Origin of the sequence: Jeotgalibaca caeni, from assembly GCF_028863945.1 — a bacterium.
GTDB classification, from domain to species: Bacteria; Bacillota; Bacilli; order Lactobacillales; family Aerococcaceae; genus Jeotgalibaca; species Jeotgalibaca caeni.
Map to the genome: position 1 here is coordinate 39,925 of NZ_JARBEA010000008.1, position 22,891 is coordinate 62,815.

19 protein-coding genes are annotated in these 22,891 nt (G+C 44.1%); 16 read left to right on the top strand and 3 right to left on the bottom strand.

Going from position 1 to position 22,891, the window contains the following annotated elements; genetic code table 11:
- Positions 1-16: 16 nt before the first annotated feature.
- From recX to PVE40_RS03045, 6 genes are all read left to right on the top strand, one after another.
- Positions 17-847: a recombination regulator RecX gene (gene recX, locus PVE40_RS03020; RefSeq protein ID WP_274730395.1), complete on the top strand. Its 831-nt coding sequence runs from the start codon at positions 17-19 to the stop codon at positions 845-847.
- Positions 844-2,031 carry an A/G-specific adenine glycosylase gene (mutY, locus tag PVE40_RS03025; RefSeq protein ID WP_274730396.1) on the top strand — a complete coding sequence of 396 codons (1,188 nt, stop codon included), beginning with the start codon at positions 844-846 and terminating at the stop codon, positions 2,029-2,031. Before recX ends, mutY begins: the two co-directional genes overlap by 4 nt.
- A gap of 111 nt (positions 2,032-2,142) precedes the next feature.
- Complete coding sequence (gene ntdP, locus PVE40_RS03030) at positions 2,143-2,688, top strand: nucleoside tri-diphosphate phosphatase (RefSeq protein WP_274730397.1); 546 nt, start codon at positions 2,143-2,145, stop codon at positions 2,686-2,688.
- A 144-nt stretch (positions 2,689-2,832) separates the two neighbouring features.
- A complete protein-coding gene (locus PVE40_RS03035) occupies positions 2,833-4,146 on the top strand; it encodes a hypothetical protein (RefSeq protein WP_274730398.1) in 1,314 nt (437 codons plus the stop codon).
- Between the two features lie 152 nt (positions 4,147-4,298).
- Positions 4,299-6,269 (top strand): type I pullulanase, encoded by a 1,971-nt coding sequence (gene pulA / locus PVE40_RS03040; protein WP_274730399.1) that lies wholly within the window; start codon positions 4,299-4,301, stop codon positions 6,267-6,269.
- A 17-nt stretch (positions 6,270-6,286) separates the two neighbouring features.
- The gene (locus tag PVE40_RS03045; protein WP_274730400.1) at positions 6,287-7,111 is read left to right on the top strand and encodes a Cof-type HAD-IIB family hydrolase; all 825 of its coding nucleotides are present in this window, start codon (positions 6,287-6,289) and stop codon (positions 7,109-7,111) included.
- A 45-nt stretch (positions 7,112-7,156) separates the two neighbouring features.
- On the opposite strand, the gene PVE40_RS03050 is transcribed toward PVE40_RS03045, so the two are convergent.
- Positions 7,157-8,245: an FUSC family protein gene (locus PVE40_RS03050; protein WP_274730401.1), complete on the bottom strand. Its 1,089-nt coding sequence runs from the start codon at positions 8,243-8,245 to the stop codon at positions 7,157-7,159.
- 215 nt (positions 8,246-8,460) lie between these two features.
- On the opposite strand from PVE40_RS03050, the gene PVE40_RS03055 reads away from it, so the two are divergent.
- On the top strand, positions 8,461-8,910 hold the full coding sequence (locus PVE40_RS03055) for a Fur family transcriptional regulator (RefSeq protein WP_274730402.1): 450 nt from the start codon (positions 8,461-8,463) through the stop codon (positions 8,908-8,910).
- A gap of 87 nt (positions 8,911-8,997) precedes the next feature.
- Positions 8,998-9,957, top strand: a complete 960-nt coding sequence (locus tag PVE40_RS03060) for a LacI family DNA-binding transcriptional regulator (RefSeq protein WP_274730403.1) — start codon at positions 8,998-9,000, stop codon at positions 9,955-9,957.
- Between the two features lie 48 nt (positions 9,958-10,005).
- Here PVE40_RS03060 and proC read toward each other — a convergent pair whose 3' ends face one another.
- Positions 10,006-10,830 carry a pyrroline-5-carboxylate reductase gene (gene proC / locus PVE40_RS03065; protein WP_338033465.1) on the bottom strand — a complete coding sequence of 275 codons (825 nt, stop codon included), beginning with the start codon at positions 10,828-10,830 and terminating at the stop codon, positions 10,006-10,008.
- 130 nt (positions 10,831-10,960) lie between these two features.
- On the opposite strand from proC, the gene PVE40_RS03070 reads away from it, so the two are divergent.
- The 8 genes from PVE40_RS03070 (at position 10,961) to pgmB (ending at position 21,831) form a co-directional block, all read left to right on the top strand.
- Positions 10,961-12,670 (top strand): alpha-glucosidase, encoded by a 1,710-nt coding sequence (locus PVE40_RS03070; protein ID WP_274730405.1) that lies wholly within the window; start codon positions 10,961-10,963, stop codon positions 12,668-12,670.
- The gene (locus PVE40_RS03075) at positions 12,670-13,980 is read left to right on the top strand and encodes an alpha-amylase family glycosyl hydrolase (RefSeq protein ID WP_274730406.1); all 1,311 of its coding nucleotides are present in this window, start codon (positions 12,670-12,672) and stop codon (positions 13,978-13,980) included. The genes PVE40_RS03070 and PVE40_RS03075 overlap by 1 nt, the downstream gene beginning before the upstream one ends.
- Positions 13,981-14,271: 291 nt before the next feature.
- Positions 14,272-15,579, top strand: a complete 1,308-nt coding sequence (locus PVE40_RS03080) for an extracellular solute-binding protein (RefSeq protein WP_274730407.1) — start codon at positions 14,272-14,274, stop codon at positions 15,577-15,579.
- 97 nt (positions 15,580-15,676) lie between these two features.
- Positions 15,677-17,008: a carbohydrate ABC transporter permease gene (locus PVE40_RS03085; RefSeq protein ID WP_420828508.1), complete on the top strand. Its 1,332-nt coding sequence runs from the start codon at positions 15,677-15,679 to the stop codon at positions 17,006-17,008.
- A 5-nt stretch (positions 17,009-17,013) separates the two neighbouring features.
- The gene (locus PVE40_RS03090; protein ID WP_274730408.1) at positions 17,014-17,877 is read left to right on the top strand and encodes a sugar ABC transporter permease; all 864 of its coding nucleotides are present in this window, start codon (positions 17,014-17,016) and stop codon (positions 17,875-17,877) included.
- 80 nt (positions 17,878-17,957) lie between these two features.
- Positions 17,958-18,818, top strand: a complete 861-nt coding sequence (locus PVE40_RS03095; protein WP_274730409.1) for a DUF1189 family protein — start codon at positions 17,958-17,960, stop codon at positions 18,816-18,818.
- A 21-nt stretch (positions 18,819-18,839) separates the two neighbouring features.
- Complete coding sequence (locus PVE40_RS03100; RefSeq protein ID WP_274730410.1) at positions 18,840-21,113, top strand: glycoside hydrolase family 65 protein; 2,274 nt, start codon at positions 18,840-18,842, stop codon at positions 21,111-21,113.
- A gap of 55 nt (positions 21,114-21,168) precedes the next feature.
- Complete coding sequence (gene pgmB, locus PVE40_RS03105; protein WP_274730411.1) at positions 21,169-21,831, top strand: beta-phosphoglucomutase; 663 nt, start codon at positions 21,169-21,171, stop codon at positions 21,829-21,831.
- An 879-nt stretch (positions 21,832-22,710) separates the two neighbouring features.
- Here pgmB and PVE40_RS03110 read toward each other — a convergent pair.
- A partial coding sequence (locus PVE40_RS03110; RefSeq protein ID WP_274730412.1) for a hypothetical protein occupies positions 22,711-22,891 on the bottom strand: 181 nt, incomplete at its 5' end.

The following is a 22,891-nucleotide window of genomic DNA, read 5'->3' on the forward strand; positions in this document are numbered from 1 at the left end:
GATAGGGGGGACGAGCATGACGGAAAATGAAAAAGTACCAACAATTACGACAATTGAAGTGCAAAAGAGACGGAAAGATCGCTTCAACATTTATGTGGATGGAAAATATGCCTTTCCCGTTTCTGAAGCGGTCCTCATCAAAACGGGTTTATTTAAAGGCATGAAGCTGACGAAAGAGCGTCAGGAAGAGATTGAAAATGAAAACAACGCGTATTTGGCGTACACCATTGCGGTCGATTACTTGTCGTATGGTTTGCGGAGTGAAAAGGAAGTTACCCAGAAGTTGCGTGAGAATGAGATTGCGGTTCCATATATTGAACAGACGCTTCAGAGATTGCGCGACCAGCAGTATATTAACGACCAAATTTACGGGGAAAGCTACACCCGAACAGCGGCGAACATTAACCGCAAAGGTCCTAGCGTGATTGCGCAGGAATTAAAATTGAAGGGCTTAGATGAACAAACGATTCAAACGGCTCTCAAGCAATATCCCAAAGACCAACAACTTGAAAATGCTCAAACTTTAGCTGAAAAATCACTTAGAAAACAGAGCCGAATTTCATCTAGAGAAGCTTTGCAGAAAGTAAGACTCCATCTCCAGCAAAAAGGGTACGACCGTGATATCATTGAACAGGCATTAGCGGACTTGGATCACGAAAAATCCGAAGAAGACGAGCTGCAAGCATTGCGCGTGCAAGGCGAAAAAGTGTGGCGCCGCTACAGCCGGAAAGCGGAAGGCCGCGAGCTGGCGCAAAAGGTAAGATCGAACCTATATCAAAAAGGGTTCCCGAATGAATTGATTCAACAATATATAGAAGAAAAAACACAGGAAATGGATGACGAATGAATAGAGAAGAAATGAAACAAGAATTGTTAACAAAATATGGAATTGAGATGTGGCCGGAAGAAAAAATTGTCGCATTTCGTCAAGCACTGCTCGATTGGTTCGATGCAGAAGGGCGCGACCACTTGCCGTGGCGGATGAATAATGATCCGTACCGCATCTGGGTATCGGAAATCATGTTGCAACAAACGCGTGTCGTTACGGTAATTCCGTACTATAACCGCTTCATGACGCTATTTCCTTCTATTCAACAGCTCGCGGATGCAGAAGAAGAGCCGCTCTTGAAAGCTTGGGAGGGGCTGGGATATTATTCACGCGTGCGGAATATCCAAAAAGCTGCCCAGCAGATTGTAGCAGAGTACAACGGCGTCTTCCCGAATGATCCCGCTGAGATTATTAAGCTCAAAGGAATTGGTCCCTATACAGCGGGCGCTATCGCAAGCATGGCTTTCAATCTGCCGGAACCGGCTGTTGATGGGAATGTGATGCGCGTCTTTAGCCGCTTGTTTGAGATTGGTGAAGATATTGCGAAGCCTGCGACACGGAAATTATTTGAACTGCTTGTTCGGATTGTGATTGATCCAGAGCGCCCCGGTGACTTCAACCAGGCAATCATGGACTTAGGAACCGATATTTGTGGGCCAGTCAATCCTCGTCCCGAAGAAAGTCCAATCAAAGAATTCAACGCTGCCTACAAAAACGGCACGATGCACTTGTATCCATTTAAGAGTAAAGCCAAGAAACCAGTGCCACTCACCATGCAAGGAATCGTGATTCGAAAAGGCGATCAATTTTTGCTGGAGAAAAGACCGGAAAATGGTCTGCTGGCAAACTTCTGGACGTTCCCTTTGTTCGAAGAAGATTGGGGCGATAAACAACTTGACCTTTTGGTAGCAGAAGAGGCAGCTCCTGACTTTACAAAAATTGAAAAAGTGGTCAAAGAAAAAACCGGAGTGGCGCCAACAAACGTCCAAGCGGCGGTCGGATCCTTCAGTCACGTCTTCAGCCACCGGAAGTGGAACGTCACTGTTCACTTGGTGGAAGTGCCAAACGAGCATCATGCTGTTGCCGAAAACATGCAGTGGGTGAACCGTTCTGATTTTTCTGAATTTGCCTTTGCGGTGCCGCAACAGAAGATGTGGGAAATCATTAAAAAGCAACAGCGAAATTTCTTCAATTCGTTCTGAAATAATCCCACATATCGTAGAACTTATGTTATACTATTTCGTGAGTTGAAACACCTTTGAGAAGGGCATCTGACCCTTCTCCCGAATAGATATAGAAAGTTGGGCACCGTGATGCATCATCCGAAAGAGGGAGAGTTCATCACTACTATGAGTTTTAAGCATGACGGCAGCCTGCACCGTACCTGGCGTGATTCCATGGTATTAAAAACCAGTGACCAATCCATCATTGCCTGCAATGATCATACTCTAGTGACGGAAGCTGATGGCCGTCGCTGGGTAACAAGGGAACCAGCCTTGCTTTATTTTCACAAGCATTACTGGTTTAACATTGTAACAATGATTCGTCAAAAGGGAGTTTCCTATTACTGCAATCTCGCTTCGCCCTATGTGATTGACGAAGAAGCATTGAAGTATATTGACTATGATTTGGACATTAAGGTTTTTCCAGATGGTGAAAAACGTTTGTTGGATGTAGATGAATATGAACTGCACCGCAAACGCATGCACTATCCAAAAGAAATCGACCATATTCTCAAAGAGAACGTCAAGATTTTGGTTGAATGGATCAACGAAGAAAAAGGTCCTTTCTCCAAAGAGTACGTGGAACTTTGGTATGAACGGTATTGTCAGCTGTCGAATAAAAAACCACTGCAGTGATGAATAGAAAGAACCGTCCGAATAGGGCGGTTGTTTTTATATAGAAAACAAAAAAATCGTGCATTTATGAGCTGGTTACGCTATGATAGAAATTGTAAAAATATCGATAGAATCGTAATATACCAATACAAGGGAGTCGTATACGTGAAAAAGAAAGAGACCATTCTTGTTATTTTGATGGGAATTATTACCGTTGCTGTCATCTTTATGGGATTCTCCTATAATAAAAACCGACAAGCTGCTCTAATGGATCCTACTTATAAACCTGTCAGTCAAGGTGAATCATTTGAAGATCGCCAAAAGAAAAAAGAAGAAGAAAAACGCAAAGAGTTTATTGCCGCCTTTGATGAAAAACGGGAAGAAAGTACAGTCGCTGATTTCTTGCAATATGTAAAATACGGAAAAGGAGACACAGCCGTAACGTTTTACGGTGAAATCGAGGACCAAGCTCCTTGGGCCGTAGAAAATATGACCAACTTGGCGAACGAACGTGCCTTCAGCGAAATGAAAGTTCAATTTCTGAGCCAAATGGATAGCGAAGAAGAACTGGAAGCACAAGTTGCAAGTCTAGCTGAGACAAATCCTGATGTTGTTTTTTACCACACACCGCTTCCGGTAAATGGAATTGTTGATTGGACCGTTGATGGCGAACCAATTGAAGAAAATAACATTAATGAAGTATTCGCTGCCTATGATGCAATGAAGGAAAAGTTGCCAGAAACATTAATTGTTTTGGTAACCCCTTTGCCTGAGTCAGCAGCCGAAACAGAAGATGGAACCCTTGCTTCTGCCCATCAAGAAGGAATTGATGAGTTATTGGCAACTAGCGAAGAGTACTCTTTGCCAGTCTTCAACCTTCATGACCAAACAATGGGACATCTGGCTGGAAACAGCTTGACCATTGAAGGGATGTACGATGAGAACGGCAATCTAACCGAAGAAACACGTCTTTATGTGTCGCAAGCTTTCTCACAAAACTTGAAAGAATTAAGAGTGGACACAACGAGTGCATACCACTTAGACGGTGAGCCGGCAGAGATTGATATTGTCATTGAAGTGTATGAGGAAGAAGAAAGTTCTTCTTCAGAAGAAGTAATCGAAGAAGAGCCTTCTGAGGAAGTTATTGAAGAAGAATGGTCTGAAGATGAGTGGTCGGAAGAGGAATGGTCAGAGGAGCAACCTGTTTGGGAAGAACCAGAAGAGGAAGAATATGTTCCTTGGACTCCACCTGCTGATGAGTCAAGCACTGCACCAGCACCTCCAACACCAGCTCCAACGCCGCCACCAACACCAGCTCCAGCGCCGACTCCAACTCCAACACCGGAGCCAGAACCGGAACCAGAGCCAGAACCGGAACCGACTCCGGAACCAGAACCAGAAGAATCAGAATCGGAGCTTCCAGAAGCACCGACAGATGAATCTTCTTCAAGAAGTTCTCATCAAGACGATATGCGTTAAACCAAAAGCAATGCCCCCAACCGGGCATTGCTTTTCCTTTTGATGGCACAATACAAGGCTGGTGCGGTATAATTAGTATATAGAAATAGATTTACCTTTTATAAAATCTGCACGTATTTCACATTCGTGCCAATAATAGAAAGGAATGTGTTATGGAAAACAATAAGATGCAAGCCAATCGTACTTCTCATAGTCTCCATACGCTGGTTCCAACTGATTACTACGACGAAGTGACAGGCCAATTGATGGTAACCCCTGAATTTGAAGAAAATTATGCCTATGAAGGCAAATTAGGAATTAGTTATTCACCGGAAGCGACTATTTTTTCTGTCTGGACGCCCGTTGCGGTCAAGGTAGAACTTGTTTTGTTTGAGGACTTATACAGTGAAACAAAAGAATACATTGAAATGGAATTGATTGCTCCAGGCGTTTTTGAACAAGAAGTGAAACGCAATTTGGATAACGTAGCTTACTTGTATGCCATCACCTATCCTGATGGAAAAGTAGTCGAAACGGTCGATCCATATGCGATTGCCACTACGGTGAACGGGGAACGTTCAGTTGTAGTTGATTTGCGTGACACGAACCCGGAAAATTGGCAGCGGATGGAATCATTTACCGCAGCTACTGACGCAATTATTTATGAAGCTCATATCCGTGACTTCACAATTTCAGCAAGCAGTGGGGTTGCGAACAAAGGGAAGTTCCTTGGTGTCATTGAAAAAGGAACCCAGTCACCTACTGGAAAACCAACCGCGCTCGATTATCTAAAAGAGTTAGGCATTACTCATCTGCAATTATTACCGATGTACGACTATCAAACGGTCGATGAGCGCGACCCGGATTCGGGCTACAACTGGGGTTATGACCCACAAAATTATAATGTTCCAGAAGGTTCCTATGCGACAAATCCATATGAACCGAAAACGCGCATCAAAGAAATGAAGCGCATGATTCAAGGACTTCACGAAGAAGGAATCCGTGTCATCATGGATGTGGTATATAACCATGTCTTTGAACCGATCGGACATCCTTTTGAAAATACTGCACCTGGTTACTACTTCCGCAAGAATCCAGATGGCACCATGTCTGACGGAACGGGTTGTGGAAACGATACAGCTTCTGAACATGTGATGTACCGTAAATATATGATTGATAGTTTGAAGTATTGGGCGCGTGAATACAAACTGGATGGGTTCCGTTTTGACTTGATGGGATCTCATGATGTGGAAACGATGAATGCCATTCGGGAAGCCCTAGATGAAATTGATCCATCGATCATTATAATTGGTGAGGGTTGGGATTTGATGACCAACTTGCCGGCAGAGGAAAAGGCAAACAGTAAAAATGCCGAGCAAATGCCACGAATTGCTCACTTCAATGATGCGCTGCGTCAAGCGATTAAAGGCAGCGATATGGACGGAGCAACGGATCCCGGCTTTGTCAGCGGTAAAGCATTCCAAGAACAATGGATTGCGATTAACCAACAAGGCGGGCTCTATTTCCCAGAAGACATCGCGAGCTATCAAAGTCCCGATCAGATGGTGCAATACGTAGAGGCGCATGACAATCATACACTCTATGACAAGTTAACCATCAATATGCCGGACGATGACGAGGAAACGCGCAAACGCAGACACTTGTTGGCAACCAGCATGGTTCTCTTAGCTCAAGGAATTCCATTCATCCATGCGGGGCAAGAATTCTTGCGAACCAAAGACGGAGTGGAAAACAGTTACAAGTCTCCAGATGCGATTAACCGATTGGACTGGTCCCTTAGAGACAGTCAAATGGATGCGGTGGAGTATGTGAAAGGGCTGATTGCTTTGCGCAAAAGTGAACCATTATTCCGTTTGCGCACAGCTGAAGAAATCGCCTTACACATGGAAGTTTGGAAGGCGGAGCATTATCAAGTCATGTGGCAAGTAGAAGACGAAATCCAACTATACTATGTTTACTTCAACGGAAATGGCCATGCAGTAGAAACAAAAGTAGAACTGGGCGACTATGAAGTACTCGTACATGATGGAAAAACGCATCTAGACGAGCCAATCATGTGGCAGCACGTTTCCGAATTCATGGTAGAAGGTTTCTCCACAACGGTAATACGGAAACGAAAATAAAAAGAGTAGGTGACGGAATGATTAAGCTTGTGGCAATTGATATTGATGGGACTCTGGTCAACGAACAAAAAGTATTAACGCAGCGCGTCCAAGATGCCATCCATCAAGCCATTGATCAAGGAGTAAAAATTGTTTTATGTACGGGGCGCCCGATTGAAGGCATTCGACCTTACCTAGATCAACTAGGTTTTGCCGATGAAGAGGATTATGTGATTTCGCAAAACGGTGCCGCGATTACTCGTGTGGACACGATGGAAGTGGTGGATCATGTACCCCTTTCGCTCGAAGAGGTGACGGAGCTGTATGAATTCGGGAAAAACTATCCGGCTGATATTTGTCTCTTGAACGAAGAACGTTTCTACATGGTTTTACCTTATGGGGCGGAGCCGCGTATTGAAGAGGATCTGATTGATGAAGGCCGGACCATCAATATGGAAGTGGAAATCATTCATCTCGATCATTTAGATGAGAAAGAAGAAATTTTGAAAATGGTTTACTTTGGCGACCCGAATGAAGTGGATGTTGTTGAGCAAGCAATGTCTCCGGAGTGGCATGACCGCTACTACATCGTTCGTAGCCAAGATTATTTGATTGAAGTCATGGTCAAGGATACCAATAAAGGCACGGCGCTGAAGAAGTTAGCTGATCACTTAGGCTTTTCAATGGATGAAGTGATGGCAATCGGCGACGGCGAGAATGATTATGAAATGATCGAAGCAGCCGGGCTAGGAGTAGTGATGGAGAATGGGACCGAGCGCTTAAAAGGAATTGCGAATGAATTGACCTTATCCAATGAAGCAGACGGCGTCGCCCACGCTTTTAGAAAATGGGTGTTGAAATAGAAAAAGCGTTCCAAGCCGCAACCGAGCGGTTTGGAACGCTTTTCTTTATAAGCTAATGTCTTCAATGTTTGAAATTTGACTATGTTTGTTGCTGATTCGATAATTGGTCACGAGTTTATTAAAGCGAACCAGCTCGTCCTCATAATCCAAGATGGCACTCATGAGATGGATGGCGCCATATCCTTTGCGATCATTAGGATTACTCATCTCATTATCACGGCGCACACTTTCGAAGAAGTCAGCGATTAACTTTTCCCGTTCTTCTCGTTTGGCCTTAAAGAAATTCACTTGGTCAGGCGACACTCGACCTGAAAATTTCAGCATAATTTGTTCATGTCCGCTCATTAACGTTTCTAAGCGTTCGCGAACCATGATGCGCATTTCAAGGGGAAAGTTGAAGAAAACATTCTCGTACTGATGCATAACGACTAAGATTTTATAAGCGGCTCTTGCGCAGGCAATCATGCGACGGTAAATAACCAACAAGCGCATCTCATCGTAGCGGTATTTTCGAAAAGGTAATTTACTTTCTTGGAGTAATTGGAAAAAAGTTTCCATTTTAGATAACTGCTGGCGTGACCATTTTAAGTCTTTGTTCATAATGGAAAAGTTCGTATTTTTTCGTAAGCTTGCACGTAACCAAATCAAAAACTCACTTGTAGCATAATCAATCGTGTGGAAGAGGCGCTCGCCGTATTTCGGCGGATGGATAAAGGTGTTAACCAAAAAGGCAACGATTACCCCGATAAACGTTTCTGCAACTCGTGCCGAAGCAGTGAGGAACAGGTTTCCTTCCGTTGACATCATAATAATAACCATCGTAACGACCGAGAGGCTGATCACATTGCCGAGCTTCAAGTAGTTCAAAATGGAAATCAACAAGACGGAGGCAAGGCCGATAACCAGCACATTGGTTCCGACCGACCAAGCAACAACGGCGGCGAGGATTCCACCAATCGTATTTGCGATCATCCGTTCCTTTAAGTACTGATAGGACCGAGCGACTGATGGTTGAGTAGAAGATACAGCAGAGATACCTGCAATTACCCCGCTGTCAGGCAAGAGTAGTTGAGATAGAATGATGGATAAAGCTACAGCGAGTCCCGTTTTGAATGAGCGAGCTCCTAGTTTCATATGTTTTTTCAGCTCCGAATTTCTTTTTTATTCGATGGTATGAATTATAACGCGAAACAAGTGGAAGCGAAAGATATTTTCTTACCTTTATTGTAAAGGAGTGCCGGTTGAAAGGCAAAGGTTTGTGAAAAAGGCTAATAGGAAATGTTTCGTAATCGAAGTTTTTTTGCTATAATGAAAAAGAGAATACAGATTTAGAGGAAAGGTGTGGCAGGATGGGTTATTCAATGTTAACCGATTCCATTGCAAAGTTAAAAAACGAGAAGATTCGGATTACGCCTCAACGTCTTGCTGTTCTGGAATATTTAGTAGAATCTGACACGCATCCAACCGCCGATGAGATTTATCAAGCACTAGTGGATCGTTTTCCTAATATGAGTGCAGCAACGGTTTATAATAACTTGCATCTGTTTATGAAAGTAGGCTTCGTAAAAGAACTGACCTACGGCGACGCTTCCAGCCGCTTTGATTTCACGAATACACAGCATTATCATGCCATTTGTGAAGAGTGTGGGGACGTGGTCGATTTATATTATCCGGTTTTGGACGATGTGGAAATGGTTGCTCAGAGCTTGATTGGTTTTGAAGTAACCCATCACCGGATGGAAGTGTATGGAATCTGCCCGAATTGCCAAGAAAAACGCAATACGCAGCAGGCACAATAGGATAAGAAGAAAGTCTTTTTCAACTCTACGAAAAAGGCTTTTTTTCCGTTATAATAGAAGTATCAAGTTGAGGGGAAGGAGAACCGTATGCCCACATTAACGGATGTTGCCAAATTGGCGAATGTTTCCAAAATGACCGTGTCTCGCGTAATCAATCATCCAGAGCAAGTGACGGAAGAGTTGCGCCACCTAGTCTATGCGGCCATGAAGGAATTGGATTATCGCCCAAACAATGTTGCCAAAGCGTTGGCTCAAAATAAAACTTTGATTGTGAAGGTGATGATTCTAGAGGAATTGGATACAACGGAGCCCTACTATATGAACCTCTTAATGGGTATTGCTGGCGAGTTGGATAAAAGTCACTACGCCTTGCAGCTCGTAACACAAAGCAGTGCGGACCTTACCGAATGTGATGGATTCATCATTATGGGAATGCGTGAAGGGGATTATTCCTGGATTAAAAATATCAAGAAGCCAGTCGTCTTGTTTGGTGAAAATGACTACGGCTTTACCTTTGTCGATTCCAATAACCGGGAAGGGACAGCAAAGGCGACCCGTCATGCGATTGAGAGCGGCTATTCCAGAGTTGTTTTTATTGGAATTGATGTCGATGCTCGTTTTGAGCGTTCTCGGGAAGCGGGATATTTATCGGTAATGGAAGAAGAGGGGATGGAGACTGAGATTCTGCGTTTTGCCAACCATTCAACCTTGCCGAAGGACTATTTTCGGACGCGAATCCATGATTATCCAGAAAATACGTGCTTTGTTTGCAGCTCGGACCGCTTGGCATTAGGCCTTCAGTTAGGCATCCATCAAGCTGGGAAGAAGGTACCAAACGATTATGGCGTCATCGGATTTGACGGCGTGTTCTTGGATCAAGTCTCAGAACCGAAGTTAACAACGGTGAAGCAAGACGTGTACCAAATGGGGAAAGTGTGCGCTTCTTTATTGCTGAAAAAGATTCAGCATCCGAAAGACGAAGTCGAAAACATCGAATTCGATACGCAATTAACCGTTCGCAATAGTACAAGAATCATTGAAAAATAATAGGCACCATTCGTGGAAGGTTCAAAACCGCGAATGATGCCTGTTTTCTTAAGCTTGCTCCATGTTTTTAGACTTCTCTATCGACGCCTCAACGGCTGCTAAAATAGCTGAACGTAAGCCCATCGCCTCTGCAGTTGCTACGGCTTCGATAGTCGTGCCGCCAGGTGAACAGACGTCATCCTTTAATTTCCCTGGATGTTCTCCCGTTTCCAGCACCATTTTAGCTGAACCCAGCATCGCTTGAGCAGCGAAGGTATACGCTTGTTGCCGTGGCATTCCGGCGCGCACTGCACCGTCCGCCATTGCCTCGATTACCATATATAAAATAGCAGGGGAAGAACCGCTCGCACCAATTACAGCACTGATTAATGTTTCTGGAATGATTTCCACCTTACCGAGGCTTGCAAAAAGTTGTGCGATTTCTGCTTGCTCTTTGGTTGATACAAGCTCATTGAAGCAAAGGCCTACCATTCCTTCACCAACTAAGGCCGGTATATTCGGCATGGCCCGCGCCACTTTCACTTCGCGGCCGAATGCTGCTTCGATTGAGGCGATACTCTTTCCGGCTGCAATGTTTACCACCACCGTTTCTTCCGGCACATTTGCTCGTACCTCTTCAATGACCGCATCATACAGATTTGGTTTCACCGCTAAGAAGAGAATATCCGCTTGTTTTGCGACTTCTGGATTATGAGTGGTCGTTCGAATTCCTAATTCTTGTGCCAACTGTTCCAGCGCCGCTTCATTCCGCCGTGAAGCGATGATTTGATCCGCTGTTGCAAAGCCCGTTTTCAGCAGTCCTTTAATAATTGCTTTGCCCATATTTCCGCTGCCGATAAATCCAATTGTTTTTTCCATCGTCTTCTCCTTTATAAATGCTTTCTTCTATTATAACCATTTTTCTCCTTTCTAAAAAAGATAGCGGTAACAATACAAAACATTTTGTTGTGTTAGCCTTTTCAAGGTATGCTAAGGTTGAGTTATATTTTTAAGGAGGAAGAGTATGGAACAACATCATCCATGGTGGCATCGAACCATTCTTTATCAAATTTACCCAATGAGCTTCCAGGACACGAATGCAGATGGCATTGGTGATATTCCAGGAATAACCAAACGACTTGATTACATTCAAAGTTTAGGAGTCAATATGATTTGGCTGAACCCGATTTTCGCTTCGCCAAAAGTCGATCACGGCTATGACGTAGCGGATTACATGGAAATCGATCCCCAGTTCGGCACCATGAAGGATGTGGAGGAGTTCATACGTGAAGCCCACAATCGAGGGATTAAGATTATCTTTGATTTGGTTTTGAACCACACCTCCGACCAGCATCCATGGTTCCAAGAAGCATTAAAAGGGAAAGACAACCCGTACCGCAATTACTATATTTGGAAAGACGGCAAGAATGGCGGGACAGAGCCGCCTAACAACTGGCAAGGATTTTTCCGATCTTCTGTATGGGAAAAAGAACCCAATGACGATCAGTATTACTTCCATTTGTTTGCCAAAGAAATGCCTGATTTGAATTGGGAAAACCCAGATGTGCGCCGAGCGATGGAAGATGTGGCTTTATTCTGGATGGACAAAGGAATTGACGGCTTCCGTTTGGATGCATTCATTCATTTGCATAAGGAGGAAAGTTTCCCTGACCTCGACTTGCCAGAAGGACAAATTGGAATCGCCGAGCAGTACTATGCCAACTTGCCAAAAGTAAATCAATACATGAAGATTTTTACAACAGACTTGCGTGAACATTTCCCAGATGTATATATTCTTGGGGAAGCAGCTTCGGCAAATGTGGAGCTGGCGCGCTCTTACTGTGATCCAGAGCAAGGAGGCTGTGATTCGGTCATTACCTTCAACTATTTCACGATGGACGAAGATGCAAAAGACCCCGACTTAAATGGAAGCATGCAGAAGTCGAACTTGTTGTTTGACCGTTTCAAAGCGAACATGGATGAGTGGCAGCAGATGATGGCGGATGTAGGTGGACCTGTTCTATACTGGAACAATCATGACATGGCCCGTGTAGTTTCCCGGATTGGTGACGACCGTATCTACCGTGACAACAGTGCCAAAATGCTTGCGACCTTGATGTATCTGCAAAAAGGCATTCCGCTTATTTATAACGGTGAAGAAATTGGCATGAAGAATTTGTACATTGACCGGCTGGAAGATTTCCATGCCCCTGAAGCAGCCGATTTTTATGAAGCAGCACTCGAACGTGGCTATACGCGCGAATGGATTCTCTATAACATGCGGGAGACGTCAAAAGATGCAGCGCGAGGCGGCATGCAATGGGACGATAGTGAATTCGCCGGCTTCTCAACTGTTAAACCGTGGAGCGGGGTGAACGTGGAACACACTTATAATGTGCGTGACCAAGTATACGATCCGAACAGTGTCCTGATTCACTATAAAAAAGTACTAGACTTGAAGCGGACTGATCTCTTTACGTATGGAGAATACCGACTACTGGAAACGGAAGAACATTTTTACGCATATGAACGGGAACTGAACAATAAAGTAGCGACCATTATCTGTAACGTCACCGATGAAGTTCAAACGTATCAACTGGATTCTGTTCCAGATTCTGCGTACCGCAGACCGATTGTTGAGAATGAAGGGGTGCGGATGATTCGGGACAGCGTGCGTTTAGGCCCTTATGGAGCGATTGTCCTGCTAACTGATTATGAAGAAGGAGAGATTTGATGGCACTCGATACCGATACATCTCTACGCAACAAGATGATCTACAGCATTTACGTGAGGAACCATACGAAAGAAGGCACATTTCAGGCCGTTATTCCTGACCTGGCTCGCATTCGCGGGCTAGGGACAGATATTATTTGGCTGATGCCGATTCATCCAATCGGCGAAGTTATGCGCAAAGGGACTCTCGGCAGTCCATACGCGATTTCCGACTTTCGCGGTGTGAATCCTGAATACGGGACGCCAGAAGATTTCGAGGAACTGGTTGCAGCAGCTCGCGAATTAGGAATGAAAGTCATGATTGACGTCGTTTATAACCATACATCACCAGATTCCATTTTGGTAAAGGAACATCCTGAATGGTTTTATCGCCGTCCCAATGGCAGAATGGGGAACAAGGTTGGAGAATGGTACGACGTCGTCGACCTTGATTATGCTCATCAAGAACTCTGGGACTACCAGATTGAAACGTTGAAGATGTGGGCAGAAAAAGTGGATGGGTTCCGCTGTGACGTTGCCAGTCTGGTGCCGCTGGAATTTTGGTTACGAGCACGAAAAGAAGTTGCGGAAGTTAATCCCGACGCCGTTTGGTTAGCAGAGTCGGTTCATCCGAAATTCTTGCGCCAGCACCGGGACCGTAAAAACGTCGGCTTGTCTGACAACGAAGTATTCCAAGCCTTCGATATGACGTATGATTATGATGTTCACGACTTTTTTGAAGATTATTTGTGGAAAGAAATCAGCTTGAAGCATTACATGGAAATTTTAATGTTCCAAGACGGTATTTACCCAATTAATTATGTGAAACTGAAATTTTTGGAGAACCATGACCATCCGCGCTTCCGTTCTTATGTACAGGATCCGGCATCTGTCCGCAACTGGACCGCATTTTTATATTTTCAAAAGGGAGCTACGCTTCTGTATGCCGGGCAAGAGCGCGGAGTAGCGAAGCTACCCGATTTATTTAACAAGGACACGGTTCCTTGGGAAGAAGCGGATATTGATTTATCTCCATTGATGCAAAAACTTTGCCGCTTCAAACAGGAGCCTTGCTTGCAAGAAGGATCGTACTCGCTGGAAGCAGGAGTAGAATCGAATGCGGTAGTAGGAAGATACACACATCACGGAAAAACGATTCACGGAATCTTCAGTTTGGACGGGGAACCCCATGTCGTTCAAGTGGATGCGCCAAATGGAACATATAACAATCATTTGGATGATGAACCATATACCGTTCGCGACGGCGTCTTGTTAACTCGTGGAGAACCGATTCTCTTTGCACATTATCATGAACCGTTGCTGCACGACTAAACAAACGAAAGTCTGAAGATGAGCGGAAGTAAGTTGCTGGTCTTCAGACTTTGTGCCAAAACTCTGAAGATCAGCCATAAAGATTCCGCTGGTCTTCATTTTTGTGCAACAAACAGCTAAATGAAAAATGGAATCCTTTCCATTCGCAAGCTAGCAAGGACAAGGGTATTCGACACTTTCGCAATGTTGTTACCGTTAACATCAGGCAAACGCTTGCAATAAGGTGAATTCAATTAGATAATGAAGAAGTAGTAAAAATAACAAGTATAGACATCTAAGGAGGATGGAAACATGTTAACAAAATGGAAAAAAGGTAAAGTAGGTATTTTAATGGCATCGGCAGCATTTTTATTGGCTGCATGTGGCGGGGGAGAAGAGGGTGGAGACACAACTGAAACAACCTCCAACGGTACTTCTGAAACAACAGAAACAGGCGGCGACTTCTCTGGTCAAACGTTGAACGTATCTATTGATGATGACTACAAGGCCTTCGTAGATGCCATCGCTCCAGCATTTGAGGAAGAGCACGGTGTAACAATTGAAGTAACAGAGCGTGACATGTTCGAAAACTTGGAAGCGTTACCCCTTGATGGCCCTGCTAATCTAGGTCCCGATGTAATGATCGCACCTTACGACCGCGTAGGTGGACTTGGCTTACAAGGACATTTATTGGAAGTAATCTTACCAGATGACGACCGCTACGATGAAACAGATAACTTGCAAGTTACTGCAGGCGACACTGTTTACGGAAATCCATTTGTTATCGAAGCATTAGTCATGTATTACAACAAAGCATTGACCGATACACCTCCTGCAACGTTCGAAGAATTAGAAAAACTTGCACAAGATGAGCAATACGCATTCCCATCTGAAGCTGGTAAATCAAGTGCCTTCTTGGCAAACTGGGTAGACTTCTACCACTCCTATGGACTACTTGCTGGATTTGGCGGCTACGTATTTGGTGAAGACGGAACCGATACTACTGATATCGGGCTAAATTCACCAGAAGCAATCGAAGCAATTTCTTACGCACAAACGTGGTTCCAAGAATACTGGCCACAAGGAATGCTTGATAAAACCACTTCCGGTAACTTTATTGATGACCAATTCGTTGGCGGAAACACAGTAGCCGTTATCAACGGACCATGGGCAGCAGCAGCATACCGTGATGGCGGTATTGATTTCGGAGTTGCTCCAGTTCCAACCTTGCCAAACGGTGAAGAGTACGCACCATTTGCCGGCGGGAAAGCTTGGATCATCTCTTCTTACACAGAAGTTGATGAACTTGCGCAAGAATGGTTGAACTATGTGACAAACGAAGAAAATATGATGCTCTTGTTTGAAGAACATACCAACGAAATCCCTGCTAACCAAACAGCTCGTCAAACGATTCAAGATGCTGGCGACAATGAATTGGCAGTTGCGGTTATCGAACAATACAACACAGCGGTTCCAATGCCTAACATTCCAGAAATGGCTGAGGTTTGGGTCGGAGCTGAAACAATGATGTTTGACGCTGGTTCTGGCAACAAAACTCCAGAAGAAGCAGCAAATGATACCGTTGAAGTCATTCAACAAAATATCGAACAAAAATATTAATCGGTAGATTTATTTCGGCAGAGACGTGCCCTGTCTCTGCCGAAATTCTTTCAAATAGAGGGACTGCTGTTCTTTTGGCAGTAAAGGAGGAATTACCTTGGAAGATCAACAAGAGAAGAAAAAAAATGTGTATTCCCCAGAGGATGAGCAGCGAATTAAAAAAGCAACCTTGCTTTCGATTGTTCCCGGTTTGGGTCAATTCTACAATAAGCAACTCTTCAAAGCTGTTTTATTTTTCATCATTGCCGTTCTCGTTGTTTTGGAAATCATCTTGTTTGGGGCTGAAGCATTAGAAGGGTTAATTACGCTGGGCTCTACGCCGCGTGAAGACAACTCGCTATTCCTTCTGATTGAAGGGTCGCTGCAAGTTCTTATTATGATTGTGTTTGCTTTCATGTATATGATCAATATTTACGATGCTCGTCGTGTAGCAAAATTACGAGCACTCGATGAATCGAACGTCGCTTACTCGGCTATCGGGAATATAAAAAATGCTTATCAAAATGGCTTTGCCTATTTACTTACGATTCCAGCTTATCTCGTTATGGTTTTTGCCATTTTATTCCCTGTATTGGTGACCATTTTCATTTCCTTTACCAACTATGATTTCTACCATATCCCGCCAGCGAACTTAGTTGACTGGGTTGGATTTGATACCTTCACATCGATTTTTGCACTCAGCACGTACCGTGACACGTTCTTCGATGTGTTCAGTTGGACCGTTATCTGGACGGTAGCGGCAACGACTTTGCAACTCGTCATAGGAATCTTCACTGCAGTGGTCTTGAATCAACCGTTTATCAAAGGAAAGCGCATCTTTGGTGTTATTTTGCTATTACCATGGGCGGTACCAGCTTTCATCACCATAATGTCCTTTTCAAACATGTTCAACGACAGTGTTGGTGCCATTAATTCCCAAGTGATTCCATTCTTGAACCACTTGCCGTTTGTGGACATCGGTGCCATTTCTTGGAAAACCGATCCGTTTTGGACAAAAATAGCGATTATCGGGATTCAAGGTTGGGTAGGCTTCCCCTATATTTATGTATTGGTTTCCGGGATCCTTCAATCGATTCCGAATGACTGGTACGAAGCAGCGGTCATTGACGGCGCTTCGCCCGTTCAAAAATTCCGCTTCATCACCTTGCCACAAATTTTTGCTGTTGCGGCCCCTATTTTCGTAACGCAATACACCGGGAACTTCAACAACTTCTCTATGATTTACCTCTTCAATGAAGGGGGACCGGGAAGTGTCGGTTCAGGCGCAGGGTCAACGGATATTTTAATTTCCTGGATCTTTAAGCTGACGACCGGACAGTCACCGCAATACAACATCGCAGCCGCTGTAACATTGATTATTTCCGGAATCGTCATCACGATTTCGATGCTGATATTCAGTCGTACGCGTGCATTTGAAATGGAGGATTGAGGAAGATGGCAGAAAGAAAACCGAAGAAAATTCATACACAAAAACGCAGCCGGATGTGGAATAAAATTTTCACCTATGCCTACTTAACGCTGTTGAGTGTCATTATTATCTATCCGTTGCTCATTACGGCCACTTCAGCTTTCCGAGCTGGGAACTTGTTGGCCTTTGACTTAAAACTAACCGGACCTTGGACGTTGGACAACTTCAAACGACTCTTCAACGATACCTTGTATCCACAATGGTATATGAATACGTTGAAAGTGGCGCTAACAACGATGGTGATTCAGGTAATTGCCATTACGCTAGCTGGTTTCGCCTATAGCCGTTATCGGTTTATCGGACGCAAGCAGTCCTTGAAGTTTTTCTTGATTATGCAAATGGTGCCGACAACGGCTGCCTTGACTGCCTTCTATGTAATGGGGCTCTTGGTAGGCGGTTTGGATCAGCACTGGTTCTTGATTTTCGTTTACATCGGTGGCGGGATTCCGATGAATACGTGGTTGATGAAAGGGTACTTTGATACGATCCCAATCGAATTGGATGAGTCCGCACGCTTGGACGGAGCAGGGCACCTGCGTACCTTTGCCCAAATCATCTTGCCGTTAGTACGGCCGATGATTGCGGTTCAGGCATTATGGGCATTTATGTCTCCGTTTGGTGAATATCTATTGGCTCGGTTCCTCTTGCGGAGTCCAGCCAACTATACGGTTGCGAATGGATTGCAGACCTTTATCAACAACCCGCGTGATCAACGAGTTGCGCTCTTTGCGGCCGGTGCCATCTTGATTGCTGTACCGATCGCAACCTTATTCTTCTTCTTGCAAAAGAACTTTGTAGCCGGTTTGACCGCTGGTGGTACCAAGGGATAACCCTTTATACGGGAAGGTTTGCGTAATGGTCATGGTTCATTTAAAATGGGACCAAATGAAGTGAAATGTAGGTGTTGTTGATGCAAAATGCGGCTTTTCCCGTAAATTATTTAACCAGTATTTGGACTCCCGTGAGAGCTTTCTTAGGGAGAAAACAATTAAGCTGGCCGAAAATTCTATTTGTCATTTTATTCTTGAATGGATTAATGATGATTCCAATTTCCCTGAACTATGCACGAACGACCGTCTTCAGTTTGGATGCAACTTTCCCGACCCTTTTAGAAATGGTGGACGAGGAAGTGGTGGCAGCACTTGACCAAACGGAGACAAAGAACGGGACCGTAACCTTTAAACGTTCGTTTGATTTACAAACAGAAGATGGTTTAATAGCAGGCGGCCTGAGCGACAGTGAAGCAAGTACCGCCTTAGAAGCAGAAAACGTAATTGTTTTTGAAGAAAATCGCCTCATTCTAAAAGAAGGTGACTTGCCCATCAGTGAGGTACCATATACCGCTGATGTGGATTGGTCCAGTTTGACAACGCCAGACGAGGTGCGGGAGGAAATTAGTCAGCAATGGTACTACGCCAACCAAACGTATATCGTCGCTACTTTCTCCTTCATCATTGCGGCTATTTTGTTAGTAATGAACCTCTTTTTAATCTTCGGCGCAGCATTTTTCATTTTCTTAGCCAGCCGGAGTGCCTATATCGAAATCGATTCGTACAAGGAAAGTGTCAATTTAATTTTGAATGCGATGGGTTTGCCGATGCTTGTTGCAATGGTGTTAGGTTTAATTCTGCCGGATATTACAACTATGATGAGCGCTCAGACATTCGGCTTAGTGATTATTATTGTGATGATTTATTACAAGACACGTTTTTCTGAGGCGTATGTGGAACATGTGAAGAGTGGTGCCCCTCGCCAGAAGAAACCAGAATAAAGGAAGGAGCAGGGTGACTTTATGAAAAGATTGTTTGCGATTGACCCTTGGAAGCTGACAACTACACAGTTGCATCAAGATGAAAAAAGACTGCAAGAGAGTCTCACGTCGCTTGGAAATGGCTATATGGGAATGCGGGGGAACTTTGAAGAAGGCTACTCCGGGGATACGCATGAAGGAACATACCTTGCAGGTGTTTGGTTCCCCGACAAGACACGAGTCGGATGGTGGAAGATTGGTTATCCGGAATACTTCGGTAAAGTGATCAATGCGATGAACTTTATTCAAGTCAGAATCGAAGTGGACGGTCATCAAATTGACTTGGCGAAAGACCGTTTTGATAACTTCTACCTAGAGTCCGATATGCAAACCGGTGTCTTGACTCGTCATTTCGATTGGCAGAATGAAGCAGGCAATGTGAAGATTCGGTTTCATTTCGAGCGCTTCTTGAGCATTGTTCAAAAGGAAATTGCCGTGATTGAAGTGAAGGCAGAAGTCCTAGAAGGAAATCCGACGATTAGGTTGATGCCTGGACTGGACAACGAAGTACATAACGAAGATGCAAACTACGACGATATGTTTTGGGAAGCAGTTGCTGAGAGCAATGAAACGCCAGCTTACCTGACCGCTCGCACCATTCCGAACAACTTCGGCATCGATCGGTTTACGGTTACAGGAGCAATGGTGAACGAGGTAGACGGACTGACGAAGGAAGACAGTCTAACTGAACCGTTGAAAGTGAAGGAGAAGTTTACGGGAGAAGTTGCAACCGGGAAGCGCATTGTTTTACGCAAGTATGTGGCGATGGTTACGAGCCGTGACGTTGAACCAGTTGCACAAGTAGATGCTGCTAGAAAGCTGGCTCAAGCTGCAGCGGAAAAGGGCAAAGATGCGTTGCTTCAAGAACACATGGATGCCTGGAGCATGCGTTGGCAGAAGGCGGATGTGAAGATTGAAGGAGACGACGAAGCACAACAAGGGGTTCGTTTTAACTTGTACGGATTGTTCTCTACCTATTACGGAGAAGACAGCCGGTTGAATATCGGACCAAAAGGCTTCACGGGGGAAAAATATGGCGGTGCCACTTATTGGGACACCGAAGCGTTTATTTTACCGCTCTATCTCTCAGTTGCTGAACCGGAGATACCGCGCAACTTGCTGTTGTACCGTTACAATCAATTAGAAGGTGCCTTCGTGAACGCGAAGCAACAAGGACTGAAGGGCGCACTGTATCCAATGGTGACCTTCACTGGTATTGAGTGCCACAATGAATGGGAAATTACCTTTGAAGAAATTCACCGGAATGGCGCAATCGCTCATGCCATCTATAACTATACGAATTATACTGGCGATGAGAGTTATTTAGTCAATGAAGGAATCGAAGTGCTGGTGGAAATTTCTCGTTTCTGGGCGGATCGGGTTCATTTTTCCAAACGGAACAACCAGTACATGATTCATGGTGTCACCGGACCAAACGAATATGAGAATAATATCAACAACAATTACCATACAAATAATATGGCTGCTTGGACGTTGGAGTATACGTTGGCTAGCTTAGAAAAGGTTGCTGCCGCGAAACGGGATGAATTAGGCATAACAGAGGAAGAGCAGGCACTTTGGCAGGATATTACGGAAAACATGTACTATCCAGTAGATGAAGAACGAGGGATTTTTGTTCAGCATGATACGTTCCTAGACAAGGAACTTCGAACAGCTGACGAGTTGGATCCGAGTGATCGCCCGTTGAACCAAAACTGGTCGTGGGATAAAATTTTACGTTCACCTTTCATTAAACAAGCGGACGTTCTGCAAAGCATGTACTTTTTAGGTGATCGCTACACAACGGAACAGAAAGAAAAGAACTTTGATTTCTACGAACCGATGACTGTACATGAATCTTCCTTGTCGCCGAGTATTCATGCAATCCTTGCAGCGGAACTAGGCCGAGAAGACAAGGCAGTTGAATTGTATTCGCGCACAGCACGCTTGGACTTGGATAATTACAACAATGATACCGAAGACGGATTGCATATTACATCGATGAGTGGTGCTTGGTTAGCAATCGTACAAGGGTTCGCTGGGATGCGGATTACGGACGGCCAACTATCCTTTAAGCCTTTCTTACCGAAAACGTGGGAAAGTTATGACTTCAAAATCAACTTCCGTGGTCGCCTCATTGATGTTCACATTAATCAAGCAGGCCTTGCGTTGACGTTAGAAGAAGGCGAACCATTGGAAATCAAGTTAATGGATGAAGTCGTTGTTCTGGACGGAGAAGTAAACAAATCGATTTAATGAATAGAAAGGACCACATTGCGTTGGTCCTTTTTTGATAAAAGGAGAGAAGTTTATGTTAAAAGGAATCATCTTTGATTTAGACGGTGTTATCACGGATACTGCGGAATTTCATTTTCTTGCGTGGCAGAAGTTAGGGGAGAAGATTGGGATTACCTTTGACCGAGCCTTCAACGAAAACTTAAAAGGAATTAGCCGAATGGATTCCCTGGACCGCATCCTGGCTTACGGCAACAAAGAAAATAACTATACACAGGCAGAGAAAGAAGCCCTCGCTCATGAAAAAAATGAACACTATAAGCAACTGATTCAGCAAATTTCGCCAGAAGACTTGTTGCCCGGAATAGCTTCCTTCATTAAAGCGTGCCAAGAAAAAGAGTTGCTGCTGGCTCTTGCTTCAGCCAGCAAAAATGGTCCAACCATTTTAACGAGGCTAGGATTGGCCGATGTCTTTGAAGTAGTCGTTGACCCAGCTACATTAAGGAAAGGAAAGCCGGATCCTGAAATTTTCCTTCAGGCAGCAGAATCATTAGGTCTAGACTCTTCTGAATGTGCGGGCGTAGAAGATGCGGAAGCAGGGATTGAAGCAATTAACCGGGCAGGTATGTTTTCTGTAGGGGTAGGAACTGCTGAAGCGATGAGTGGAGCCGATCTTTTTGTAGAAGATACAATTGATTTAAATTTGGAGGAAATAATAGCATCATTTAATCAAAAATAAGGGTTTATCCTTTACTTGGAACCGCTTCCGTGGTATTATATAGACGTAGAGAAGGATAGTTCATACATTTCGTGAGAAGTAGTAAAGAGGAGAAGTGTATACAGATCTTTCTTTACGCAGAAACGCAAGAGCTCTAAATAGATGGAGGTTCTTCATTCAAAAGTGTGAACGATTGAAGTAAAGAAATGAAAATCTCGAAAAAATCACTAACTCGAATGAACACCGATTATATTTGAAACATAGAGTTCGAATCAAATAGATGAAGCCAAAACAAAGCAGTATCGTAAGAAAGCTTTGAAGAATCCTTCATCTTGAGCCTTGCGCTTTCACGTAGAAGAAGATTCTTTTCAGATTGAGAGTGGCGAGAAGCCCCATTCTGAAGTTTGTAAGAATCTTCCCATTATTCATCTTCATCTTGTGGCCGTTGTCCTGTTTGCAGGGTTAGCCGATAAGGAAGGTTGATTTAATATCGGATCCCCCTATATTGAAGAACATGAAACTTGGATAAATGAAAGTTTACCAACGGATGTAGTGTTGGTTCCTAAGAGGACACGTGTGACAAGTATGAAGGGGGAAGAGCTACGATAAGTGGCTCTTCCTTTTTTGACGCCATTTGACACCGGTTCCTTCTGTATGCTATCATGATGACCTACCGTTACAAGACATTTTTTGGGAAAAAGTCTTGACCAAATATTGAAGCGGTGCTACTATATAGAAGTTGTCTCGAGCGCTTGAATGAGCTTCAAATCAAACATTTGAAATTGCTTGACAAGTTTGCACGGAGATGATATTTTATAAAAGTCGCTGAAACAGACGCAACAAACTTTTTTGAAAATAAATTAAAAAAGTTGTTGACGAATCGAAGAAGCGGTGCTATTATTAAGTAGTTGTCACAAAGCGTGTTACACGCCAGACGTGATAACGGATTGACCTTTGAAAACTGAACAAAGAATGAACGAACCAAACGTGCAGGGCATCCTTACGGATGCACACAATTAAGTCGGCACTTGTGCCGCAAAACATCAAGTCAGCAAAAAAAGAGCTATTCTGCTCATCATGT